The sequence below is a fragment of the Pantoea sp. Cy-639 genome (genome assembly GCF_011752525.1).
Taxonomy (GTDB): Bacteria; Pseudomonadota; Gammaproteobacteria; order Pseudomonadales; family Pseudomonadaceae; genus Aquipseudomonas.
Genome location: NZ_VWXI01000016.1, coordinates 28,964 through 46,907, shown reverse-complemented (window position 1 = coordinate 46,907; position 17,944 = coordinate 28,964). Strand labels below are relative to the sequence as shown.

The 17,944-nt window shown below is 67.6% G+C and carries 17 protein-coding genes; 9 read left to right on the top strand and 8 right to left on the bottom strand.

The genetic code is table 11. The features are described 5' to 3' along the window. Positions 1 to 160: 160 nt before the first annotated feature. Positions 161 to 1,351, bottom strand: coding sequence for an MFS transporter (locus F3J43_RS18685; protein WP_166890029.1), 1,191 nt, complete (start codon positions 1,349 to 1,351; stop codon positions 161 to 163). A gap of 223 nt (positions 1,352 to 1,574) precedes the next feature. Here F3J43_RS18685 and F3J43_RS18680 point away from each other — a divergent pair, with 223 nt between their 5' ends. Further along, the gene (locus tag F3J43_RS18680) at positions 1,575 to 2,399 is read left to right on the top strand and encodes a DUF6515 family protein (RefSeq protein WP_166890024.1); all 825 of its coding nucleotides are present in this window, start codon (positions 1,575 to 1,577) and stop codon (positions 2,397 to 2,399) included. Between the two features lie 36 nt (positions 2,400 to 2,435). Here the strand turns inward: F3J43_RS18680 and F3J43_RS18675 are convergent, their stop codons facing one another. Both F3J43_RS18675 and pmcY read right to left on the bottom strand, forming a co-directional pair. Continuing rightward, positions 2,436 to 3,305, bottom strand: coding sequence for a cation diffusion facilitator family transporter (locus F3J43_RS18675; protein WP_166890021.1), 870 nt, complete (start codon positions 3,303 to 3,305; stop codon positions 2,436 to 2,438). 23 nt (positions 3,306 to 3,328) lie between these two features. Continuing rightward, a complete protein-coding gene (gene pmcY / locus F3J43_RS18670) occupies positions 3,329 to 3,748 on the bottom strand; it encodes a periplasmic Zn2+ metallochaperone PmcY (protein WP_166890018.1) in 420 nt (139 codons plus the stop codon). A 111-nt stretch (positions 3,749 to 3,859) separates the two neighbouring features. On the opposite strand from pmcY, the gene hrpB reads away from it, so the two are divergent. Next, positions 3,860 to 6,388 carry an ATP-dependent helicase HrpB gene (gene hrpB / locus F3J43_RS18665; protein WP_166890015.1) on the top strand — a complete coding sequence of 843 codons (2,529 nt, stop codon included), beginning with the start codon at positions 3,860 to 3,862 and terminating at the stop codon, positions 6,386 to 6,388. On the opposite strand, the gene F3J43_RS18660 is transcribed toward hrpB, so the two are convergent. Together F3J43_RS18660 and F3J43_RS18655 are read right to left on the bottom strand one after the other, a co-directional pair. Beyond that, the gene (locus F3J43_RS18660; protein WP_166890012.1) at positions 6,389 to 7,468 is read right to left on the bottom strand and encodes an endonuclease/exonuclease/phosphatase family protein; all 1,080 of its coding nucleotides are present in this window, start codon (positions 7,466 to 7,468) and stop codon (positions 6,389 to 6,391) included. A gap of 59 nt (positions 7,469 to 7,527) precedes the next feature. Beyond that, entirely contained in the window at positions 7,528 to 8,184 is a 657-nt protein-coding gene (locus F3J43_RS18655; protein ID WP_166890009.1) for a YciC family protein, read from the bottom strand. 157 nt (positions 8,185 to 8,341) lie between these two features. On the opposite strand from F3J43_RS18655, the gene F3J43_RS18650 reads away from it, so the two are divergent. The 4 genes from F3J43_RS18650 (at position 8,342) to rhlE1 (ending at position 12,424) form a co-directional block, all read left to right on the top strand. Continuing rightward, positions 8,342 to 9,085, top strand: coding sequence for a DUF2076 domain-containing protein (locus tag F3J43_RS18650; protein WP_166890005.1), 744 nt, complete (start codon positions 8,342 to 8,344; stop codon positions 9,083 to 9,085). Positions 9,086 to 9,193: 108 nt separating this feature from the next. Further along, on the top strand, positions 9,194 to 9,670 hold the full coding sequence (locus F3J43_RS18645; protein ID WP_166890002.1) for an NYN domain-containing protein: 477 nt from the start codon (positions 9,194 to 9,196) through the stop codon (positions 9,668 to 9,670). 417 nt (positions 9,671 to 10,087) lie between these two features. After that, complete coding sequence (gene yedA, locus F3J43_RS18635) at positions 10,088 to 11,008, top strand: drug/metabolite exporter YedA (RefSeq protein WP_166889999.1); 921 nt, start codon at positions 10,088 to 10,090, stop codon at positions 11,006 to 11,008. 84 nt (positions 11,009 to 11,092) lie between these two features. After that, entirely contained in the window at positions 11,093 to 12,424 is a 1,332-nt protein-coding gene (rhlE1, locus tag F3J43_RS18630) for an RNA helicase RhlE1 (protein WP_166889995.1), read from the top strand. A 77-nt stretch (positions 12,425 to 12,501) separates the two neighbouring features. Here rhlE1 and F3J43_RS18625 read toward each other — a convergent pair whose 3' ends face one another. The 3 genes from F3J43_RS18625 to pmrG form a co-directional block, all read right to left on the bottom strand. Beyond that, complete coding sequence (locus tag F3J43_RS18625; protein WP_166889992.1) at positions 12,502 to 13,743, bottom strand: TIGR03862 family flavoprotein; 1,242 nt, start codon at positions 13,741 to 13,743, stop codon at positions 12,502 to 12,504. Between the two features lie 148 nt (positions 13,744 to 13,891). After that, a complete protein-coding gene (locus F3J43_RS18620; protein ID WP_205297967.1) occupies positions 13,892 to 14,893 on the bottom strand; it encodes a histone deacetylase family protein in 1,002 nt (333 codons plus the stop codon). 26 nt (positions 14,894 to 14,919) lie between these two features. Then, positions 14,920 to 15,606, bottom strand: coding sequence for a lipopolysaccharide core heptose(II)-phosphate phosphatase PmrG (pmrG, locus tag F3J43_RS18615; RefSeq protein WP_166889989.1), 687 nt, complete (start codon positions 15,604 to 15,606; stop codon positions 14,920 to 14,922). Positions 15,607 to 15,792: 186 nt separating this feature from the next. Between pmrG and F3J43_RS18610 the strand changes: the two genes are divergently transcribed. From F3J43_RS18610 to F3J43_RS18600, 3 genes are all read left to right on the top strand, one after another. Next, the gene (locus F3J43_RS18610; protein ID WP_166889986.1) at positions 15,793 to 16,362 is read left to right on the top strand and encodes a GNAT family N-acetyltransferase; all 570 of its coding nucleotides are present in this window, start codon (positions 15,793 to 15,795) and stop codon (positions 16,360 to 16,362) included. 88 nt (positions 16,363 to 16,450) lie between these two features. After that, positions 16,451 to 17,320 (top strand): acyl-CoA thioesterase II, encoded by an 870-nt coding sequence (gene tesB, locus F3J43_RS18605; protein WP_166889983.1) that lies wholly within the window; start codon positions 16,451 to 16,453, stop codon positions 17,318 to 17,320. Beyond that, on the top strand, positions 17,317 to 17,907 hold the full coding sequence (locus tag F3J43_RS18600; protein ID WP_166889980.1) for an HAD family hydrolase: 591 nt from the start codon (positions 17,317 to 17,319) through the stop codon (positions 17,905 to 17,907). The genes tesB and F3J43_RS18600 overlap by 4 nt, the downstream gene beginning before the upstream one ends. The last annotated feature ends 37 nt before the right edge of the window (positions 17,908 to 17,944 follow it).

Below are 17,944 nucleotides of genomic sequence, written 5' to 3'. Positions count from 1 at the left end.
GGCGACGCGCCCCAGGAGGGCGGTCGCGGCCAGCCATCCAACAGGATCCGCCAGGCCCCCGGGCTACGCACTGTCCAGAAGACGGCGCGAGGTGAGCCGGTGCCACAAGCGCCGAGCACGGACGACAATTCCCGAAGGGAGGCCGCGAGGCCTCCCTTTTTTATTGCGCGTGCGCTACCACAGGCGCGGGCTTCCGGACGGCCAGGAGGGCAGTTGCCAGCACCAGCACTGCCCCGGCAAGAGCGACGAAAAAGCCGCTGCCGGGCGTGCCCAGGTCCACCAGCTGGCCTGCCGCCGCAGCGCCGGCGGCCACGCCGATGTTGAGGCCGGCCAGCAGCCAGGTCAGGCCTTCGGTGAGTTGCTCCTCGGGCACGCTGCGCTCGACCAGTGCCATGGCCACGATCAGGGTCGGGGCGAAGAAGACCCCGGCCAGCAGCACTGCCCCAGCCAACCCGGCGATGCTGTCTACCAGCAGCAATGGCAGACAACTGAGGGTCGTGGCCAGCGCCCACAGCAGCAACTGGCGTTGCAGCGCCAGATGCCAGCGGCGGGCGCCGTACAACAGGCCGGCCGTGCACGATCCTATGGCGTAGGCCGACAGCACCAGGCTGGCGGCGCCGGGCTGCCCCTGGGCATTGGCGAACGCGACACTGGCGATGTCCACCGTGCCGACGATCAGCCCCATGGCCATCATCAGCCCGCTCAGCAGGCGTACCCGGGCGATGCGCCAGACAGCCTGGAGCGGCCGTTCGCGGATGACCCGGGAGGGTTCGCTGTGGCCTTGCAGCACCAGCAGCGTGGTACCCAGCGCCAGCAGGATGGCCGCGGCCAGCAAGCCGGCCTGCGGCCACAGGGCGACGCCGAGGCCTACCGCCAGCGGGGGACCGGCGATGAAACTCAGCTCGTCGAGCACGGTTTCCAGGGAGTAGGCCGTCTGCAGTTGGGGCAGGTTTCGATACAGATGCGTCCAGCGGGCCCGGATCATCGCCGACATGCTGGGCATGCAGCCGCTGAGCAAGGCCCCGATGAACAGCGGCCAGGCGGCAGCGTGCAGCCAGGTGCAAGCCACCAACAGCAGCAACCCCGTCACGCTGAGCAAGGTAGCGGGCGGCAGCACCCGGCGCTGGCCGAAGCGGTCCACCAGACGTGAGACCTGGGGCGAGAGCAGCGCATAGGTCAGTACGAAGGTGGCCGATACCGCGCCGGCCAGGGCGAAGCTGCCGCGTTGCTGGGCCAGCAGGGTGATGATGGCGATGCCGGTCATCGGCAGGGGCAGCCGCGCCAGCAGGCCTGCCAGCGTGAAGGCACGGGTACCGGGAAGGCTGAACAGCTTGGCATAGGGGGTGGTCATGGGGCACTCCGGGAGTGAAATGTTACATACAGTTCGTATGATTAAATATTCATACGCAGTGAATGTAAATATTCATGCATCCCGTATGTAACTGGCGATGCTGTGGTTGCACGCCTACGGGCCAGGCCGTAGGGTGTTCGCTGTCCACTATTTCATCTGCGTGACGCACTGCTCGCGGTAGACTGCGAGCGTCGAAAGCTGATGTTTCATCGAGAGGAACACCATGAGGTCGCGCATCTGGCAGTTGGCAGGTGTTGGTTTGCTGGGCATGGCCATGAGCCTGGGCGCGATGGCCCAGGGGCCGGGCGATGGTCCGCAGGAACTCAATGGCGGACGTGGCTCGCCGCTCAACTCGCGCGATGAAGTGCGCCAGACCCAGCCGCCCCGCCAAGGCTATTACCAGGACATCCCGCGCCGACAAGGCGACTATCGCCACTGGGAGGGCGCAGGTCATGGGCAACGGCCGGGGGGAGACTGGGCAGGGCGCCCCGACGGCCATGGCAATGGCTGGGGCCCCGGGCCGCAGTACCGGCCGGGGCACGCCGTGGACCGCTTCCCCGACCGTTACTGGAAGGTGCCTTATCGCGGGCAGGACTACTTCTATTCAGGCGGCTACTGGTATCGCCCGCATGGCGCCGGCTACGTGGTGGTGACGCCGCCCTACGGCGTGCGGGTCAGCTACCTGCCGTCCTATGCGCGCGAAGTATGGCTGGGCGGGGCGCTGTTCTTCCTGGTGGCCGATACCTATTACCAGTACCTGAGCGACAGCAGTGAGTACGTGGTGGTCAGTCCGCCGGCCGGCGTACAGACACCGCCCCCGGTATCGGTGCAGCAGCCTTACAACGCCTATGACGTGGTGGCCTACCCGGCACAGGGCCAGGGGCCAGCGCAACAGGAGCAGGACCGCTTCCAGTGCCATCGCTGGGCGGTCAGCCAATCAGGCTTCGATCCTGCCACCGCCGCCTATGCTCCACCGGCGAATGTCGCCGACACCTACCGACGTGCCCTTGGCGCCTGCCTGAACGGGCGTGGCTACAGCGTCAACTGATCGCTGAACGGGGCCGCCTGGCGGCCCCGGGACGCTTCAGACCGGGTCGGCATGGACCATCACATCGGCCCGGGGGTAGTGCTCGCGGATGGCCTGCGAAGCTTGCACGCATAGCGCATGGGCCTGGTGCAGTGGTAATTCGCCAGGCAGCTCCAGGTGCAACTGGACGAACCAGTGGTTGCCCGAGACGCGCGTGCGCAGGTCGTGCACGCCTTTCACGCCGGGGATGGCCAGCACCACCTCGAGCATGCGTTCGCCGACGTCGCTCGGCAGCTCCTTGTCCATCAGGATCGCGGTGCTCTCACGGGCGATCTGGATCGCGCTCCACAGGATGTACAGGGCGATGCCCAGGCCGAACAGCGCGTCCAGTTGCGGCCAGCCGAGGCGCGCCAGCACCAGGGCCAGGAGAATGCTGCCGTTGAGCAGCAGGTCGGAGCGGTAGTGCAGCGAGTCGGCGCGCACCGCATTGGAGCCGGTCAGGCGGATGACCTTGTGCTGGAATGCCAGCAGCGCCGTGGTCAGCACCAGCGACAGCAGCATCACCGCGATACCGGCTGCGGTATCGCCGAGCGGTTGTGGCGACTGCAGCCGTTCGAAGGCCTGGATGCCGATCAGCACCGCACTGACGCCGATGAACAGCGCCTGGGCCATGCCGGCCAGGGCCTCGGCCTTGCCATGGCCGAAACGGTGGTCGTCATCGGCCGGGCGCAACGCGTAGTGCACGGCCAGCAGGTTGAGCAGCGAGGCGACGGCATCCAGCGCCGAGTCGGTGAGGCCGGCCAGCAGGCTCACCGAGCCGCTCAGCCACCAGGCCACGGCCTTGCTCAGGACGAGAATGATGGCCACGCTCAGCGAGGCGCGGGTGACCAGGCGCAACAGGCGCTGGTGTTCGGCGGGGACACTCATGGGCGCGGCTCCGTGCGTGGTATTCAGGCGGCCGGTACCAGGCCGAAGGCCGCCAGTTGCTCGACGCTGCCGCGGTGCTGGATCAGGCGTGGATCGTTCAGCGGCAGGCGCAGGCCCAGTTCGCGTTCGAGAATGGCTTGCAGCTTGAGGTTGTCGACCTTGCCATCGGGGCTGACCGCCTCGCGCAGCTGTTCGGGGGCGACCTGGGCAGTGCGGCCACCGGGGTAATAGATGGCGCCAGTGGCGAAGTCGATACCGAAGGCGATCAGGCCGGGGAGCACGTAGAACAGGATGCCGATGGCATCCATCGCGGCGACCACCGGGTCGATCTTGCCTTCGATCTGGCCGCGGCGGTCTGGGTAGAACAGCGTGCCGCAGGCCGTCAGCTGGGTCAGCAGGGTGGCGATGAGGACGCCGCCGATGACGCGGGAGGGGATGCGCATGTGAATCTCCGAAGGTAGACGTGACGAGGGCAGGAATGGAGCCCCTGTCTAAGACCATGATAGGGCAGGCCCGGTTCGCCGTTATACTCGGACGACTGTTCGAGGACCACCATGATTTCATTACCGATCGATGCCGTATTGTCCGATTTGCGCCTGGCCCTGGGTGCCCGCGACGAAGCCGTGCTCGAGGCGCCGCCCGGCGCCGGCAAGACCACCCGTGTGCCGCTGGCCCTGCTCGACGAGCCGTGGCTGCAGGGCCAGACCATCCTCATGCTCGAACCGCGTCGGCTGGCCGCCCGCGCGGCGGCGGAACGCCTGGCCAGCGAGCTGGGGGAAAAGGTCGGTGAAACGGTTGGTTATCGCATTCGTCTGGACAGCAAGGTCGGGCCGGGCACCCGCATCGAGGTGGTCACCGAGGGCATCCTCGCCCGCCGTCTGCAGAGCGATCCTGCGCTCGAAGGTGTCGGCTTGGTCATCTTCGACGAATTCCATGAGCGCAGCCTCGATGCCGACCTGGCCCTGGCGCTGAGCCTCAATGGCCGGGCGTTGCTGCGCGACGACCCGCCACTGAAGATCCTGCTGATGTCGGCGACGCTGGAGGGCGAGCGTTTGTCGCGGTTGCTCGACGACGCGCCGATCGTCAGCAGCCAGGGGCGCATGCACCCTGTGGATATCCGCTGGGGCCGGCCGTTCCAGCCCGGCGAGTTCGTCGAGCCGCGGGTTATCGATTGCGTGTTGCAGGCCTTGGCGGACGAAGCCGGCAGCCTGCTGGTGTTCCTGCCTGGCCAGGCGGAGATCCGCCGCGTGCACCAGGCGCTGCAGGAGGCGCTGGGCGAGCGCCCGGGCATCCTGCTCTGCCCGTTGCACGGAGAGCTCGACCTCACGGCCCAGCGCGCCGCCATCGACCCGGCGCCCAAGGGGCAGCGCAAGGTGGTGCTGGCCACCAACATTGCCGAGACCAGCCTGACCATCGATGGCGTACGCGTGGTGATCGATGCCGGGCTGGCGCGGGTGCCGCGTTTCGACCCGGGCAGCGGCATGACCCGCCTCGACACCCAGCGTATCTCCCGGGCCAGCGCGACCCAGCGCGCCGGGCGCGCGGGGCGGCTGGAGCCGGGGGTGTGCTACCGGCTGTGGTCCGAGGCCCAGCATGATCAACTGGCGGCGCATGGCAGTGCCGAGATCCTCCAGGCCGACCTGGCTGGCCTGGCCTTGCAACTGGCGCGCTGGGGCGTACCGCCGGAGCAGTTGAGCTGGCTCGACCAGCCACCAGCCGCGGCCTTTGCCCAGGCCCGGGACCTGCTGGTCCGACTCGGTGCCTTCCGGCCCGGAAGTCGTGATGCCCTCAATGAGCACGGCCAGGCGATGGCCGAGCTGCCTGCCCATCCGCGTATCGCTCATCTGCTACTGCGCGGCCAGGCGTTGGGCCTGGCCGACATGGCCTGCGAAGTGGCGGCGCTGCTTGGCGAGCGTGACATCCTGCGCGGTGGCGGCGCCGACCTGCATAGCCGCCTGGCCTTGCTCAGTGGCGAGAGCAAGGTGGGCCGCGCTGGCCAGGGCGGGGTACAGCGTGCCCGGCAACTGGCCCGGCAGTACCGTGGCTTGCTGCGCGGCAATGCACGCGCCCCGGTGGCCGACCCTGAGCATCCGCGCTGGCTCGGAGCCTTGCTGGCGCTGGCCTACCCCGACCGGGTCGCCCAGCAGCGTCGCGAAGGGGGAGCCGAATACCGGCTGGCCAACGGCCGCGCAGCGCTGTTCGCCGAAGCCGACGCCTTGATGAAGTTTCCCTGGCTGGTGATCGCCGACCTGGGCAGCCGCCAAGGACAGCGCGAGGAGCGGATCTACCTGGCCACCGACTTCGACCCGGCGCTGTTCGAGACAGTCCTGGCCGAGCAGGTGGAAACCCTCGACCTGCTCGACTGGGACGAGCGCGAGCAGGTGCTGCGCGCCGAACGCCAGCGCAAGGTCGGCGAGCTGGTGCTCGGTCGCGAGCCGTTACCGGGGCTGGACGACGAGGCCCGCGCCCGGGCGCTGATCGGCCTGGTCCGGCGCAAGGGCCTGAACCTGCTGAGCTGGACCCCGGAACTGCGCCAGTGGCAGGCCCGGGTCGCCCTGCTGCGCCAGCTCGACCTGGCGCAAGGGGGCCAGAGCGAATGGCCCGACCTGGGTGACGACGCGTTGCTGGCCTCGCTGGAAGACTGGCTGCAACCGTACCTGGGCAAGGTGTCGCGGCTGAGCCATTTCGCCGCCCTGGACCTGCCGTCGATCCTGCGCAACCTGTTGCCCTGGCCCTTGCCGCAGCGCCTGGACGAGCTGGCGCCTTCGCACCTGTCCGTGCCCTCCGGCTCGAGCATCCGCCTGGACTACAGCGAGCAGCCGCCGATCCTTGCGGTGCGCCTGCAGGAGCTGTTCGGCCTGGCCGACACGCCACGCATCGGCAACGGTCGCCAGCAGGTCAAGCTGCACCTGCTGTCGCCGGCACGCCGTCCGGTGCAGGTGACCCAGGACCTGGCCAACTTCTGGCGCACCACCTATGCCGAGGTGAAGAAGGACCTCAAAGGGCGCTATCCCAAGCACTACTGGCCGGATGATCCACTGGTGGCCGAGGCCACCGCCCGGGCCAAGCCACGGGGCACCTGATCAGGGCGGTGGCGGCAGTCGCAGGCGCGCCGTCAGCGGCAGGTGGTCGGAGATCTGCAAGGTATCGTCCTGCAGTACCTGCGCCTGCTGACGCAACAGGCGCGGGCTGTGCAGCAGGTAGTCGAGGGCCCGGTCCGGGCCGCTGGCGCCCGGGTCGTTGGGGAAGTGGGTCAGCCAGTCGGCACGGTCGGCACCGCCGGCCTCGGCATTGCTGGGGATCATCGGGTATTTGTCCCAGAGCAGGTGCAGGTCGCTGTCGGCCGGATAGTTGCCGCGCAGGGCCGGTGGCAGGCGACGGTACTGGCCCAGGGGCAACAGGTTGAAGTCGCCGCCGATCACCCACGGCGTGCCCTGGCTCTCCAGGCGATCGAGCACTTTGACCACATGGCGCACCTGGCGTCGTTGCAGGTTGCTGCCGGGGTGGTAGGGCGAGAGTCGGGTGTTGAGAACGGCCAACCGGCTACCGTCGCTGAGCGGCAGGTAACTGACCAGCAGGGCCGGCTGCGCTTCACGCAGGCGGGCCAGGGGACCGTCGGCGGCGTTGGGCAACTGCAGGCGCTCGGCCTTGTCGATGGGATAGCGACTGAGGGTCGCCAGGGTGCGGCCGGCGCTGCCGAGGATATGCCAGTCGGGCACGAAGTCGGCCTTCCAGTCGTAGGTTTGCACCGTGCACGGATACAGATCGGCCAGACGCTCCCGGAGCAGGGCCAGCTGATCCTGGTAGTCGGTCGCCTTGGCGTTGTTGTCGAGTTCTTGCAGCAGGACGATATCCGGCTGCTCGGCGCGGATCACCCGGGCCACTTCGTCGAGGTTGAAGGCCAGGTCTTCGGCGCTGGGCCGGGTGTCGTCGCCCTGGCCCTGGTCGTACCAGAACACGTAGCGCTTGCCGGCCAGGTACTGCACGTTCCAGGTCATGACCGTCAGCGACTGGCCGGGTGCCAGCGGCGCGGGGGCGCCAGCACAGGCAATCGGCAGCGTCTCGCGCGGCGCGGGTTGCCAGCCCAGGTGATTGGCCAGCAGCCACAAGGCGGCCAGCAACAGGAGCAGGAACAGCAGGACGTGGCGCAGTAGTCGGATCATCGGCTCAGCTTGTCGGTGCGTGTCGCGCCAGCATACCGAGCCGTTCGTCGGGCGGCCAGTCAGGCGCTGGTTTCACCGTCGAGCAACATGAACAGGCGATACAGCACCACTGTGCTGAACAGCTGCAGGAAGCCGCTGAGGCTGTCCAGCGCCAGCTGCACGCCAGGTTGCGGGTCGGGGAACACGCTCAGCAGCAGGCCGTCGATCAGCCACAACGGCGCCAGCACCGAGAGCATGCAGACCATGATGCGCAGGAAGTGGCCGGTGGTCATGCGCGCGCTGGTGCGCATCGCCTCGATCACCGGCAGCCCGCGCAGTACCAGCAGGTACTCGGCGAACACCAGGTTCACCATGATCCACACGCCCGGGAAGATGAACAGCGCCAGGCCCGCCATGATCAGCAGCGAGCTGATCACGATCAGCAGGGCCAGCGATGGCCACAGTTGCAGGGCACGGGCGAACAGGTCGCGCTTGGCGACCGCCTGGCCCTGGCTGCGGGTATCCAGGTAGAGGATCAGCGCCGCGCTGTACAGCGGATAGAACAGCAGGCTGACCAGCATGCCGTAGGCTGGCGAGGCCTGCTCGCCCAGTTGCCGGTCCAGCAGTTGGGTGCACAGGGCCTCGAGCACCACCAGCGGCAGGCACAGCTGGAGGATGTTCGCCAGGTGGCGGCGGAAGAAGTACAGGGAGTCGCGCAGAACGCTCAGCGGATTCATCGGTCAACATCGCATGGCAGAAAAAGCAGGGCGTAACTGTAGCCTAGAGCAGTCCTTTGCTGAAAAAAGTTTCATGGCGCCAGCGATTGAATCGGGGCCTGCGCCACCCCATCTTTGCAGGTGTCCGATGTCCTGCTTACCGCACGAGGTAGCCCCGATGAACACTGAAGAACAAACCCTGATCGACGGCCTGTTCGGCCGCATCCAGCAAGCCGAACAGGCCGGCCAGCCGCGGGATGCCCAGGCCGTGGCCTGCATTGAGGAGCACCTGCGCCGGCAACCGGCGGCGCCTTACTACATGGCCCAGGCGATCCTGGTGCAGGAAGCGGCGATCAAGCGCCTCGACGAGCAGAACAAGCAGCTCGAGGAAGAGCTGCGCCAGGCCCGCGCGCAACTCGAGGCGGTGCGCTCCAGCAGCACTGGTGGCGGCGGTTTCCTTTCCAGCATTTTCGGTGGCGGTGCGCGCAGCCCGGCGCCGGAACCCCAGCGTTCGGTCGCGCCACCGAGCAGCGCGGGCGGCTGGCGTGAGCCGGCGCCCCAGGCCTATGCACCGCCACCACCACAGCCGCAGGCAGGTTTCGGCGCGGCGCCGGCGCCGGCCCGCAGCGGGGCCAGCAGTTTCCTCGGCGGCGCGATGCAGACCGCCGCAGGTGTGGCCGGTGGCGTGCTGCTGGCGCAGGGCATCAGCAGCCTGTTCAGTCATCACTCGCAGCCTGACGAGATTGTCGAGGTGATCAAGGAGGAGCCGGCGCCAGCCAGCGACTCAGGTGGCTGGAACGACCAGGACAACCAGCGCCAGGTGGCCGACAACAGCAACTGGGGCAACGACCAGGGCAGTTTCACCGACACCGACTACAGCAACGACGACGGTGGCTTCTTCTCGGACGACGACTACGTCTGAGGGGTCTGGCATACTGCGGGACCTGATCGCGGGGCAAGCCCGCTCCCACGGCTGTGTGGGGGCGAGCTTGCCCCGCGATTGTTTGCCACTGCCAGAGAGAGTCTCCAGGTGAAGAAGATCGCCCTGTTCGCCGATGTGCAGAACCTCTACTACACGGTTCGCCAGGGCCACGGCTGCCATTTCGACTATTCCGCGCTATGGGCCGAAGTCAGTCGCGAGGGGCAGATCGTCGAGGCGGTGGCCTATGCCATCGACCGCGGCGACAGCAAGCAGCAACAGTTCCAGCAGATCCTGCGCAACCTGGGTTTCCAGGTGCGCCTCAAACCCTTCATCCAGCGTGCCGATGGCTCGGCCAAGGGCGACTGGGATGTGGGCATCACCCTGGATGTGATCGAGGCGGCAGCGCGGGTCGATCAGGTGGTGCTGGCCTCCGGCGATGGTGACTTCGACCTGTTGCTGGAGCGGGCGATGCAGCGCCATGGCGTGGAAACCGTGGTGTACGGCGTGCCCGGGCTGACGGCGCTGTCGGTGATCCGCGCGGCCAGTCGCTATGTGCCGATCGAGGGCAAGCTGCTGCTGCGCTGACACGTCGCCTTCGCACATGTAGGAGCCAGCCTTGCAGAGGCCCCTACGCTGATCGTGTCGACTTGCTGTCCAGATGCCCCAGCGGCACGCGCCGCTCCACCGCCGCCTGCATGATCACGCACGGGTCCCCCGTGACCCGGTGGCATTCGGCTGGCTCGGGGATTTTCGTCAGCGCATCGTAGGCCTGCTGGTTGCCATGCCTGGCCAGGCGCCCGGCCGTTTTCCAGCAGGGCAGCGAGGAGCATGCGATCGTATTTGCCCATGTCGTTTCCTGCAGGCTTTGCAATCGACGGTAAAGCCCGCGCATAACCATGCATTGCAAAGTGTTGTGGTGTTTTAAACGTGTTTTGTAACTTAAGTTTGCCAGGAAGCCTTTCTAAACTAAGCCACCCGCAAACGGATTTCGAGCCACTCGCCATGTCAGCCACCCGCCGCTTCCCGTTGTTGCTCATCGGAGCCTTCCTCGCCCTGTACCTGGTCTGGGGCTCGACCTACCTGTTCATCCGTATTGGCGTCGAATCCTGGCCGCCGATGCTGATGGCCGGCGTGCGCTTCGTCATCGCCGGCAGTCTGCTTTACGGTTTTCTGCGCTGGCGGGGGGCGCCGGCACCGACCTGGCCGCAATGGCGCGCGGCGGGGGCGATCGGCTTCCTGCTGCTCAGCTGTGGCAATGGCGGGGTGACCCTGGCCGAGCACGCCGGCGTCGCATCGGGCGTGGCGGCACTGGCGGTGGCCACCGTGCCGTTGTTCACCCTGGTGTTCGGCTTGCTGTTCGGGCACCGCAACTCACGCCTGGAATGGGCGGGGATCTTCCTCGGACTGGCTGGCATCGGCCTGCTCAACCTCGGCTCCAACCTGCAGGCCAGCCCGATGGGCGCGGCGCTGATCCTGTTCGCCGCGGCGGCCTGGGCGTTCGGTTCGGTGTGGAGCAAGAGCCTGCCGCTGCCCCAGGGCGCCATGGCCAGTGCCGCCGAGATGCTGGTGGGCGGCGCGGCGCTGCTGATCGGCAGTGCCGTCAGCGGTGAGCGCCTGACCCAGATGCCGACGGCGGCGGGGTGGGGCGCGCTGGCCTACCTGGTGCTGTTCGGTTCGATCCTGGCCTTCAGCTCGTACATGTACCTGCTCAAGCACGTGCGCCCGGCGGCGGCCACCAGCTATGCCTACGTCAATCCGGCAGTGGCGGTGCTGCTGGGGATCGTCTTCGCCGGCGAGCAGATCGGCGCCGAGGAGTGCGTGGCCATGGCCGTGATCATCGGCGCCGTGGTGCTGATCGGCTTGCCGCAATGGCGCAAGGCGCCGCAACAGCCGGCAGGGCTGAAGGAAGAGCTGTGCAAGTAATGGCGGGCCGGCCTGCGGGGCGTGTGGTGGTCGTGGTGCTGGGGTAAACTGGCGGCCTTCGCTGAACCCCCTGACGGTATTGCCATGAATTTCGCCAAACTCGGCCTGATCGAACCGCTGCTGCGCACCCTGCAGAAGCTCGACTACACCACGCCCACCCCGGTCCAGGCCAAGGCCATTCCCGCCGTGCTCGCCGGCCGCGACCTGATGGCCGCCGCCCAGACCGGCACCGGCAAGACCGCCGGCTTCGCCCTCCCGGTGCTGCAACGCCTGGCCCTGGAAGGCGAGAAGGTCGCCGCCAACTCGGTGCGTGCGCTGGTGCTGGTGCCGACCCGCGAGCTGGCCGAGCAGGTCCACGCCAATGTGCGCGAGTACGCCGAGGACCTGCCGCTGTCGACCTACGCGGTGTATGGCGGGGTCAGCATCAACCCGCAGATGATGCGCCTGCGCCGTGGCGTCGACCTGCTGGTGGCCACCCCGGGCCGCCTGCTCGACCTGTTCCGGCAGAACGCCATCAAGTTCGGCCAGGTGCAGACCCTGGTGCTCGACGAAGCCGACCGCATGCTCGACCTGGGTTTTGCCGAAGAACTGCAGTCGGTGTACGCCGCCTTGCCGCGCAAACGCCAGACGCTGCTGTTCTCGGCCACCTTCTCCGACCAGATCCGCATGCTCGCGGGGCTGGCGCTGAACGATCCGTTGAGCATCGAGGTCAGCCCGCGCAACGCCGCTGCCAGCACGGTCAAGCAGTGGCTGGTGCCGGTGGACAAGAAGCGCAAGGCCGACCTGTTCTGCCACCTGTTGCGCAAGCAGCGCTGGAAGCAGGTGCTGGTGTTCGCCAAGACCCGCAACGGCGTGGACCAACTGGTCGAGCGTCTGCTGGCCGAGGGCGTCAACGCCGACGGTATCCATGGTGACCGGCCGCAGGCGACCCGCCAGCGTGCGCTGGACAGTTTCAAGGCCCGTGAGGTGCAGGTGCTGGTGGCCACCGATGTGGCGGCCCGCGGCCTGGACATCGACGACCTGCCGCTGGTGGTCAACCTCGACCTGCCGATCGTCGCCGAGGACTACGTGCACCGCATTGGTCGCACGGGTCGTGCCGGCAACAAGGGCGAGGCGATCTCGCTGGTGTGCGCGGACGAGGTGCAGTTGCTGGCGTCGATCGAGACCCTGATCCGCCAGACCTTGCCGCGCCATGAAGAGCCGGACTTCATCCCCGATCACCGGGTGCCGATGACCGATGCCAGCGGGCAGGTGGTGAAGAAGCCGAAGAAACCCAAGAAGCCCAAGGAGAACAGCGCCAAGCGTGGCCTGGGGCGTTGGATGGACAGTGCCGAGCCGGGCACTGCGGAGCCTGCGGTGAAGGCTGTGCGCAAGGTACCGAGCTTCGCTGGCAAGGCGCGCAAGCGCAAGCCGTGAGGCGGTTCGCCGGCAAGGCCGGCTCCTACAGGAGATGGTGTTCCGTGTAGGCGCCGGCCTTGCCGGCGAATGTGGCATCAGGCCGAGCGCATCAGCCAATCCGCCGCCGCATTCCCCGCCCGCAGACCACTGGCAAAACATGCCGTCAGCAGGTATCCCCCGGTTGGCGCTTCCCAGTCCAGCATCTCGCCGGCGCAGAACACCCCGGGCAACCCGGGCAGCATCAACCCTTCGTCCAGCCCTTCGAAACGCACGCCGCCGGCACTGCTGATCGCCTCGTCCAGTGGGCGCGGGCGTACCAGCACGATCGGCAGTGCCTTGATCGCCGCCGCCAGGCGCAGCGGGTCGGCAAAGCTCGCCTGGTCGGTCAGTTCGCGCAGCAGCGCGGCCTTCACCCCGTCGATGCCCAGTTGCCCCTGCAAGTGCTTGGCCATTGACCGCGAGCCACGCGGCTTGGCCAATGCCTGGGCGATTTTATCCACAGGTCGGTCCGGCAACAGGTCGAGCAGCAGCGTGGCCTGACCGTCGCGGTTGATCGCTTCGCGCACTGCGCCAGACCAGGCATACACCAGGCTGCCTTCCACGCCTTGGGCGGTGAGGATGAACTCGCCCTTGCGCGGCGTCACGCCGGGCATCGCCAGGGCGATGTTCTTCAGCGGCGCGCCGGCGAACTTGTCCTTGAGCAGGTCGCTCCAGCCCGGCCCCTCGAAGCCGCAGTTGCTCGCTTGCAACGGCGAGATATCCACACCCCGCTCGGCCAGCAGCGGTATCCAACTGCCGTCCGACCCGAGCCGCGCCCAACTGCCGCCACCCAGGGCCAGCACCACGGCATCGGCGTGCAACTGCAACTCACCCTGTGGATAAGCGATCCGCAAGGCGCCATCGGCGTGCCAGCCGAGCCAGCGATGGCGGGTGTGGATAACCACCCCGGCGTCGCGCAGGCGCTTGAGCCAGGCGCGTAGCAGCGGCGCAGCCTTCATGTCGCGGGGGAACACCCGGCCCGAGGTGCCGACGAAGGTCTCGATGCCCAGGTCGTGTATCCACTGGCGCAGGGCGTCGGCATCGAAGCCGCGCAGCAGCGCGTCGATCTCGCCCTGGCGTTCGGCGTAGCGACCGACGAACGCCGGGTAGGGCTCGGAATGGGTGATGTTCATGCCGCCAACCCCGGCCAGCAGGAACTTGCGGCCCACCGAGGGCATGGCGTCGAACACCTGCACCGTCATGCCGCGTCGACTCAGGGCCTCGGCGGCCATCAGGCCGGCGGGGCCGCCGCCGATCACGGCGACAAGGGGGCGGGAGCTGGGGCGAGGATCATTCATGGTGGCGGCAGGCTGTGGAAAAGAGCGCGCATTCTACCTCAGCGAGCACCGCACAGGCACTGCTCGAAAAATGATCAATGCTCTGCAGGTCAGGAAATTAAAGGGCTGGAGCCGCTTTCCCGCAGGTTATCCACAGGCGGCTCCACAGTCATTGTGAACAACCCATGACCCGCGCCGCGCTGTGATGGAGGATGCCATGGCGCCGGGCCAGGGCCTGGCGGTCCTTGCTGTAGCCGCCGCCGATCACCCCCATCACCGGGATGTCGCGGCCCAGGCACTGGCGCAACACATGTTCGTCACGCGCGGCCAGGCCGGCGTCGGTGAGCCGCAGGTAGCCCAGGGCATCGTCCTGGTGCACGTCGACGCCGGCGTCGTACAGCACCAGGTCCGGCTGGTACAGCGGCAGCAGGTAGTTGAGGGCGTCTTCCACCACCTTGAGGTAGGCGCTGTCGTCCATGCCGCGGGGCAGGGGGATGTCCCAGTCGCTCTGGGCCTTGCGCGCCGGGAAGTTCTGCTCGCAATGCAGCGACACGGTGACCGCCTCGGGGGTGTCGTGGAGAATGCGCGCGGTGCCGTCGCCCTGGTGCACGTCGCAATCGAAGATCAACACCCGCTGCACCCGGCCGGCTTCCAGCAGGTAATGGCTGATCACCGCCAGGTCGTTGAAGATGCAGAAGCCGGCAGGGTGGTCGTAATGGGCGTGATGGGTGCCACCGGCCAGGTGGCAGGCGATGCCGTGCTGCAGGGCCTGCTCGGCGCACAGCAGCGAGCCGCCTACGGCGCGCACCGTGCGCCTGGCCAGGGCCTCGCTCCAGGGCAGGCCCAGGCGGCGCTGGTCCTCGCGGGAGAGCTCGCCGTTCATGTAGCGCTCGATGTAGCCACGGTCGTGGGCCAGGGCGAGGATGTCGTTGGGGCAGATCTGCGGGCGCAGCAAGGCGGCGTCGGTGGTCAGGCCGCTGTCGACCAGGTGATCGCGCAGGAGACGGAACTTGTCCATCGGGAAGCGATGGTCCGCGGGGAATTCTGGGCTGTAGTCGTCGTGGTAGATCAGCGGCAGGGGCATGGTATCGGCGCGGTGAGGGCGAGCGTCGATCTTGCCAGCATTGTCGATGTCCAGGCCAATCCAATCGAAACGTGCAGGCGCCAGCAACGCTGGCGCCTGCAGAGCCTACAGGGTCAGCGGCTGGTGGACGCCAGCACCCGCTGCCAGTCCGGCTCGTTCATGCGTCCGAGGATCCGCGCCTTGCCGTTGCCATCCACCGAGACGAACAACGCGCTGGCATAGCCGCTCTCGCGCTCGCCGCCAGGCACATGCTGGTCGCGGGCGAAGTGGTCGATGCAGCCGTTGTGGGTGACCAGCACCAGGTTGTGGCCCGGGCGCTTGCGTGCCAGGGCCTCGGCGGAGAACTGGCGGTCGCAGCTTTCCAGCCAAGGCTCGCTGGCCACCGGCTGGCCGAGGATGAAGTGCGCGGTCTGGCGGGTGCGCAGCTTCGGGCTGGTCAGCAGGTCGGCGTCGGCCAGGCCCAGCTGGCGCAGGCCCTGGCCGACACGGGTGGCGGCCTCGCTGCCGGAGACGGTGATGCCGGTCGAGTCGTCCAGGCAGGGGCCTGGGGCGCTGTCGCAGCGTTCGGCATGGCGGATCATGACGATCACCGCGCCTTCCTTCCAGTCTTGCAGCAGGCCGCTTTCGCTCAGTTGCTGCTCGTTACCAAGGTTCACGATGTGATTCCTCGTCGCTAGCCAGGTGCCCACTCCGGCCAGGGCCATGATCAGGCCTAGGGCGGCGCCGAGCACCTTGCGCGAGGGACGGCGCTTGAGGCGGGACCGGGTGGCCGTGGTGTCCAGAGTGTTGCTGGAATGCATCTGTCGCTCCATTGGCAGCGCGGCGTCGACGTGTGGCCGCTGTATTTGCCGGCATTCTGCGAAGGGGGCTGTCGGAGCAGGGTGAAGGCAATGTGAAAAAATCATCCCGGTTCATCCACCCGTTTGGGTGAACGTCTTTCGGGCACCTAAGCTGTACACTGCGAAACCGCGATTCCGGAGCCGCCCATGACCCCCACCCTTGAACTGGAAAGCGCCCGCCTGGTGCTGCGCCAATGGCAGGACGACGACCTGCGCGAGTTCGCCGCGTTGTGCGCCGACCCCCAGGTGATGCGCTACTTTCCGGCACCGCTGACGCGGCTGGAGGCCGCCGCGCTGATCGGCCGGATCCGCGGCCACTTCAACGAATACGGTTTTGGCCTGTGGGCCCTGGAGCGCAAGGACAGCGGTGCTTTCATCGGCATGACCGGCCTGCTCAACGTCAACTTCGATGCGCCGTTCGGCCCGGCGGTGGAGATCGGCTGGCGCCTGGCGCGGCGGCACTGGGGGCTGGGCTTCGCCAGCGAGGCCGCGTGGACCTGCCTGCGTTGTGCTTTCGCCCAATTGCAACTGGATGAAGTGGTATCGTTCACTACCGAGGGCAACCTGCCGTCGCAGAAGGTCATGCAAGCCATTGGCATGCGCCAGGACCTGGACGGCAGCTTCGAACACCCCCGCCTCCCCGTCGACCATCCCTTGCGGCCCCATGTGCTGTATCGGATCGACCGGGCGCGCTGGCAGGAAACATTGCGCGGCTGAATGAGCAGGCATCGACGGAGCGAATGACAAACCTTGTATTATTTTCCGAGATAACCGCGCCGTGATGCCTTGCCAGGAGACCCCCCCCATGAGCCACGTACTCGACGATCTGGTCGACCTGCTGAGCCTCGAGTCGATCGAGGAGAACCTGTTCCGTGGACGCAGCCAGGACTTGGGCTTCCGCCAGCTGTACGGTGGCCAGGTACTGGGCCAGTCGCTGTCGGCGGCCAGCCAGACGGTCGAGGACGCCCGCCATGTGCATTCGCTGCATGGCTATTTCCTGCGTCCGGGCGATGCCAGCATGCCGGTGGTGTATTCGGTGGACCGCGTGCGCGACGGTGGCAGCTTCAGCACCCGTCGGGTCACTGCGATCCAGAAGGGGCAGCCGATCTTCACCTGCAGCGCGTCGTTCCAGTACGACGAGGAAGGCTTCGAGCACCAGGCACAGATGCCCGAGGTGGTCGGCCCGGAGAACCTGGCCAGCGAAGTCGAGCTGGCGCGGGTCATGGCCGACAAGCTGCCCGAGCGCATTCGCGACAAGATGCTGTGCGCCAAGCCGATCGAGATCCGTCCGGTCACCGAGCGCGACCCGTTCAACCCCAAGCCGGGCGATCCGGTGAAGTACGCCTGGTTCCGCGCCGACGGCAACCTTCCGGACATTCCCGCGCTGCACAAGTACCTGCTGGCCTACGCCTCGGACTTCGGCCTGCTGACCACCTCGCTGCTGCCCCATGGCAAGTCGGTGTGGCAGAAGGACATGCAGATCGCCAGCCTCGACCATTCGCTGTGGTTCCATCGCGACCTGCGCGCCGATGACTGGCTGCTGTACGCCATGGACAGCCCCTGGGCCGGCAACGCCCGCGGCTTCTCCCGTGGCAGCATCTTCAACCGCGCCGGCCAGCTGGTGGCGTCCTCGACCCAGGAAGGGCTGATCCGCCAGCGCAAGGACTGGGCATGAGCCTGGCAGCGATCCGTCACTGGGTGTTCGACATGGACGGCACCCTGACCGTCGCCGTGCATGATTTCGCGGCGATTCGCGAGGCGCTGGAAATTCCCGTCGAGCACGACATCCTTACCCACCTGGCGGCGTTGCCGGCGGCTGAGGCAGCGGCCAAGCATGCCTGGCTGCTGGAGCACGAGCGCGACCTGGCGATCGCCTCGAAGGCCGCCGAGGGCGCGGTGGCGCTGGTGCGCGAGCTCGCCGCGCGCGGTTGCCGCCTGGCGATCCTCACCCGTAATGCCCGGGAACTGGCCCATGTCACGCTGCAGGCCATCGGCCTGGCCGACTGCTTCCCGGTCGAGCAGATCCTTGGGCGCGACGAGGCTCGGCCCAAGCCTGACCCGGATGGTCTGTTGCAGATCGCCCGGGCCTGGCAGGTAGCGCCGCAGGAGATGGTGATGGTCGGCGACTACCGCTTCGACCTCGATTGCGGACGCGCCGCCGGCACGCGCACCGTGCTGGTGAACCTGCCGGACAACCCGTGGCCGCAACTGGCCGATTGGCATGCCGCGGACTGCCGGGCGCTGCAGGCCATGCTCGGTTGATGCTTCACGCGCGGGGCAAGCCCGATCCCAACAAGGG

Coding starts and splice junctions, on each gene's coding strand:
- F3J43_RS18685 (WP_166890029.1), bottom strand. CDS start 1,351: ATGACCACCCCCTATGCCAAGCTGTTCAGCCTTCCCGGTACCCGTGCC.
- F3J43_RS18680 (WP_166890024.1), top strand. CDS start 1,575: ATGAGGTCGCGCATCTGGCAGTTGGCAGGTGTTGGTTTGCTGGGCATG.
- F3J43_RS18675 (WP_166890021.1), bottom strand. CDS start 3,305: ATGAGTGTCCCCGCCGAACACCAGCGCCTGTTGCGCCTGGTCACCCGC.
- pmcY (WP_166890018.1), bottom strand. CDS start 3,748: ATGCGCATCCCCTCCCGCGTCATCGGCGGCGTCCTCATCGCCACCCTG.
- hrpB (WP_166890015.1), top strand. CDS start 3,860: ATGATTTCATTACCGATCGATGCCGTATTGTCCGATTTGCGCCTGGCC.
- F3J43_RS18660 (WP_166890012.1), bottom strand. CDS start 7,468: ATGATCCGACTACTGCGCCACGTCCTGCTGTTCCTGCTCCTGTTGCTG.
- F3J43_RS18655 (WP_166890009.1), bottom strand. CDS start 8,184: ATGAATCCGCTGAGCGTTCTGCGCGACTCCCTGTACTTCTTCCGCCGC.
- F3J43_RS18650 (WP_166890005.1), top strand. CDS start 8,342: ATGAACACTGAAGAACAAACCCTGATCGACGGCCTGTTCGGCCGCATC.
- yedA (WP_166889999.1), top strand. CDS start 10,088: ATGTCAGCCACCCGCCGCTTCCCGTTGTTGCTCATCGGAGCCTTCCTC.
- rhlE1 (WP_166889995.1), top strand. CDS start 11,093: ATGAATTTCGCCAAACTCGGCCTGATCGAACCGCTGCTGCGCACCCTG.
- F3J43_RS18625 (WP_166889992.1), bottom strand. CDS start 13,743: ATGAATGATCCTCGCCCCAGCTCCCGCCCCCTTGTCGCCGTGATCGGC.
- pmrG (WP_166889989.1), bottom strand. CDS start 15,606: ATGCATTCCAGCAACACTCTGGACACCACGGCCACCCGGTCCCGCCTC.
- F3J43_RS18610 (WP_166889986.1), top strand. CDS start 15,793: ATGACCCCCACCCTTGAACTGGAAAGCGCCCGCCTGGTGCTGCGCCAA.
- tesB (WP_166889983.1), top strand. CDS start 16,451: ATGAGCCACGTACTCGACGATCTGGTCGACCTGCTGAGCCTCGAGTCG.
- F3J43_RS18600 (WP_166889980.1), top strand. CDS start 17,317: ATGAGCCTGGCAGCGATCCGTCACTGGGTGTTCGACATGGACGGCACC.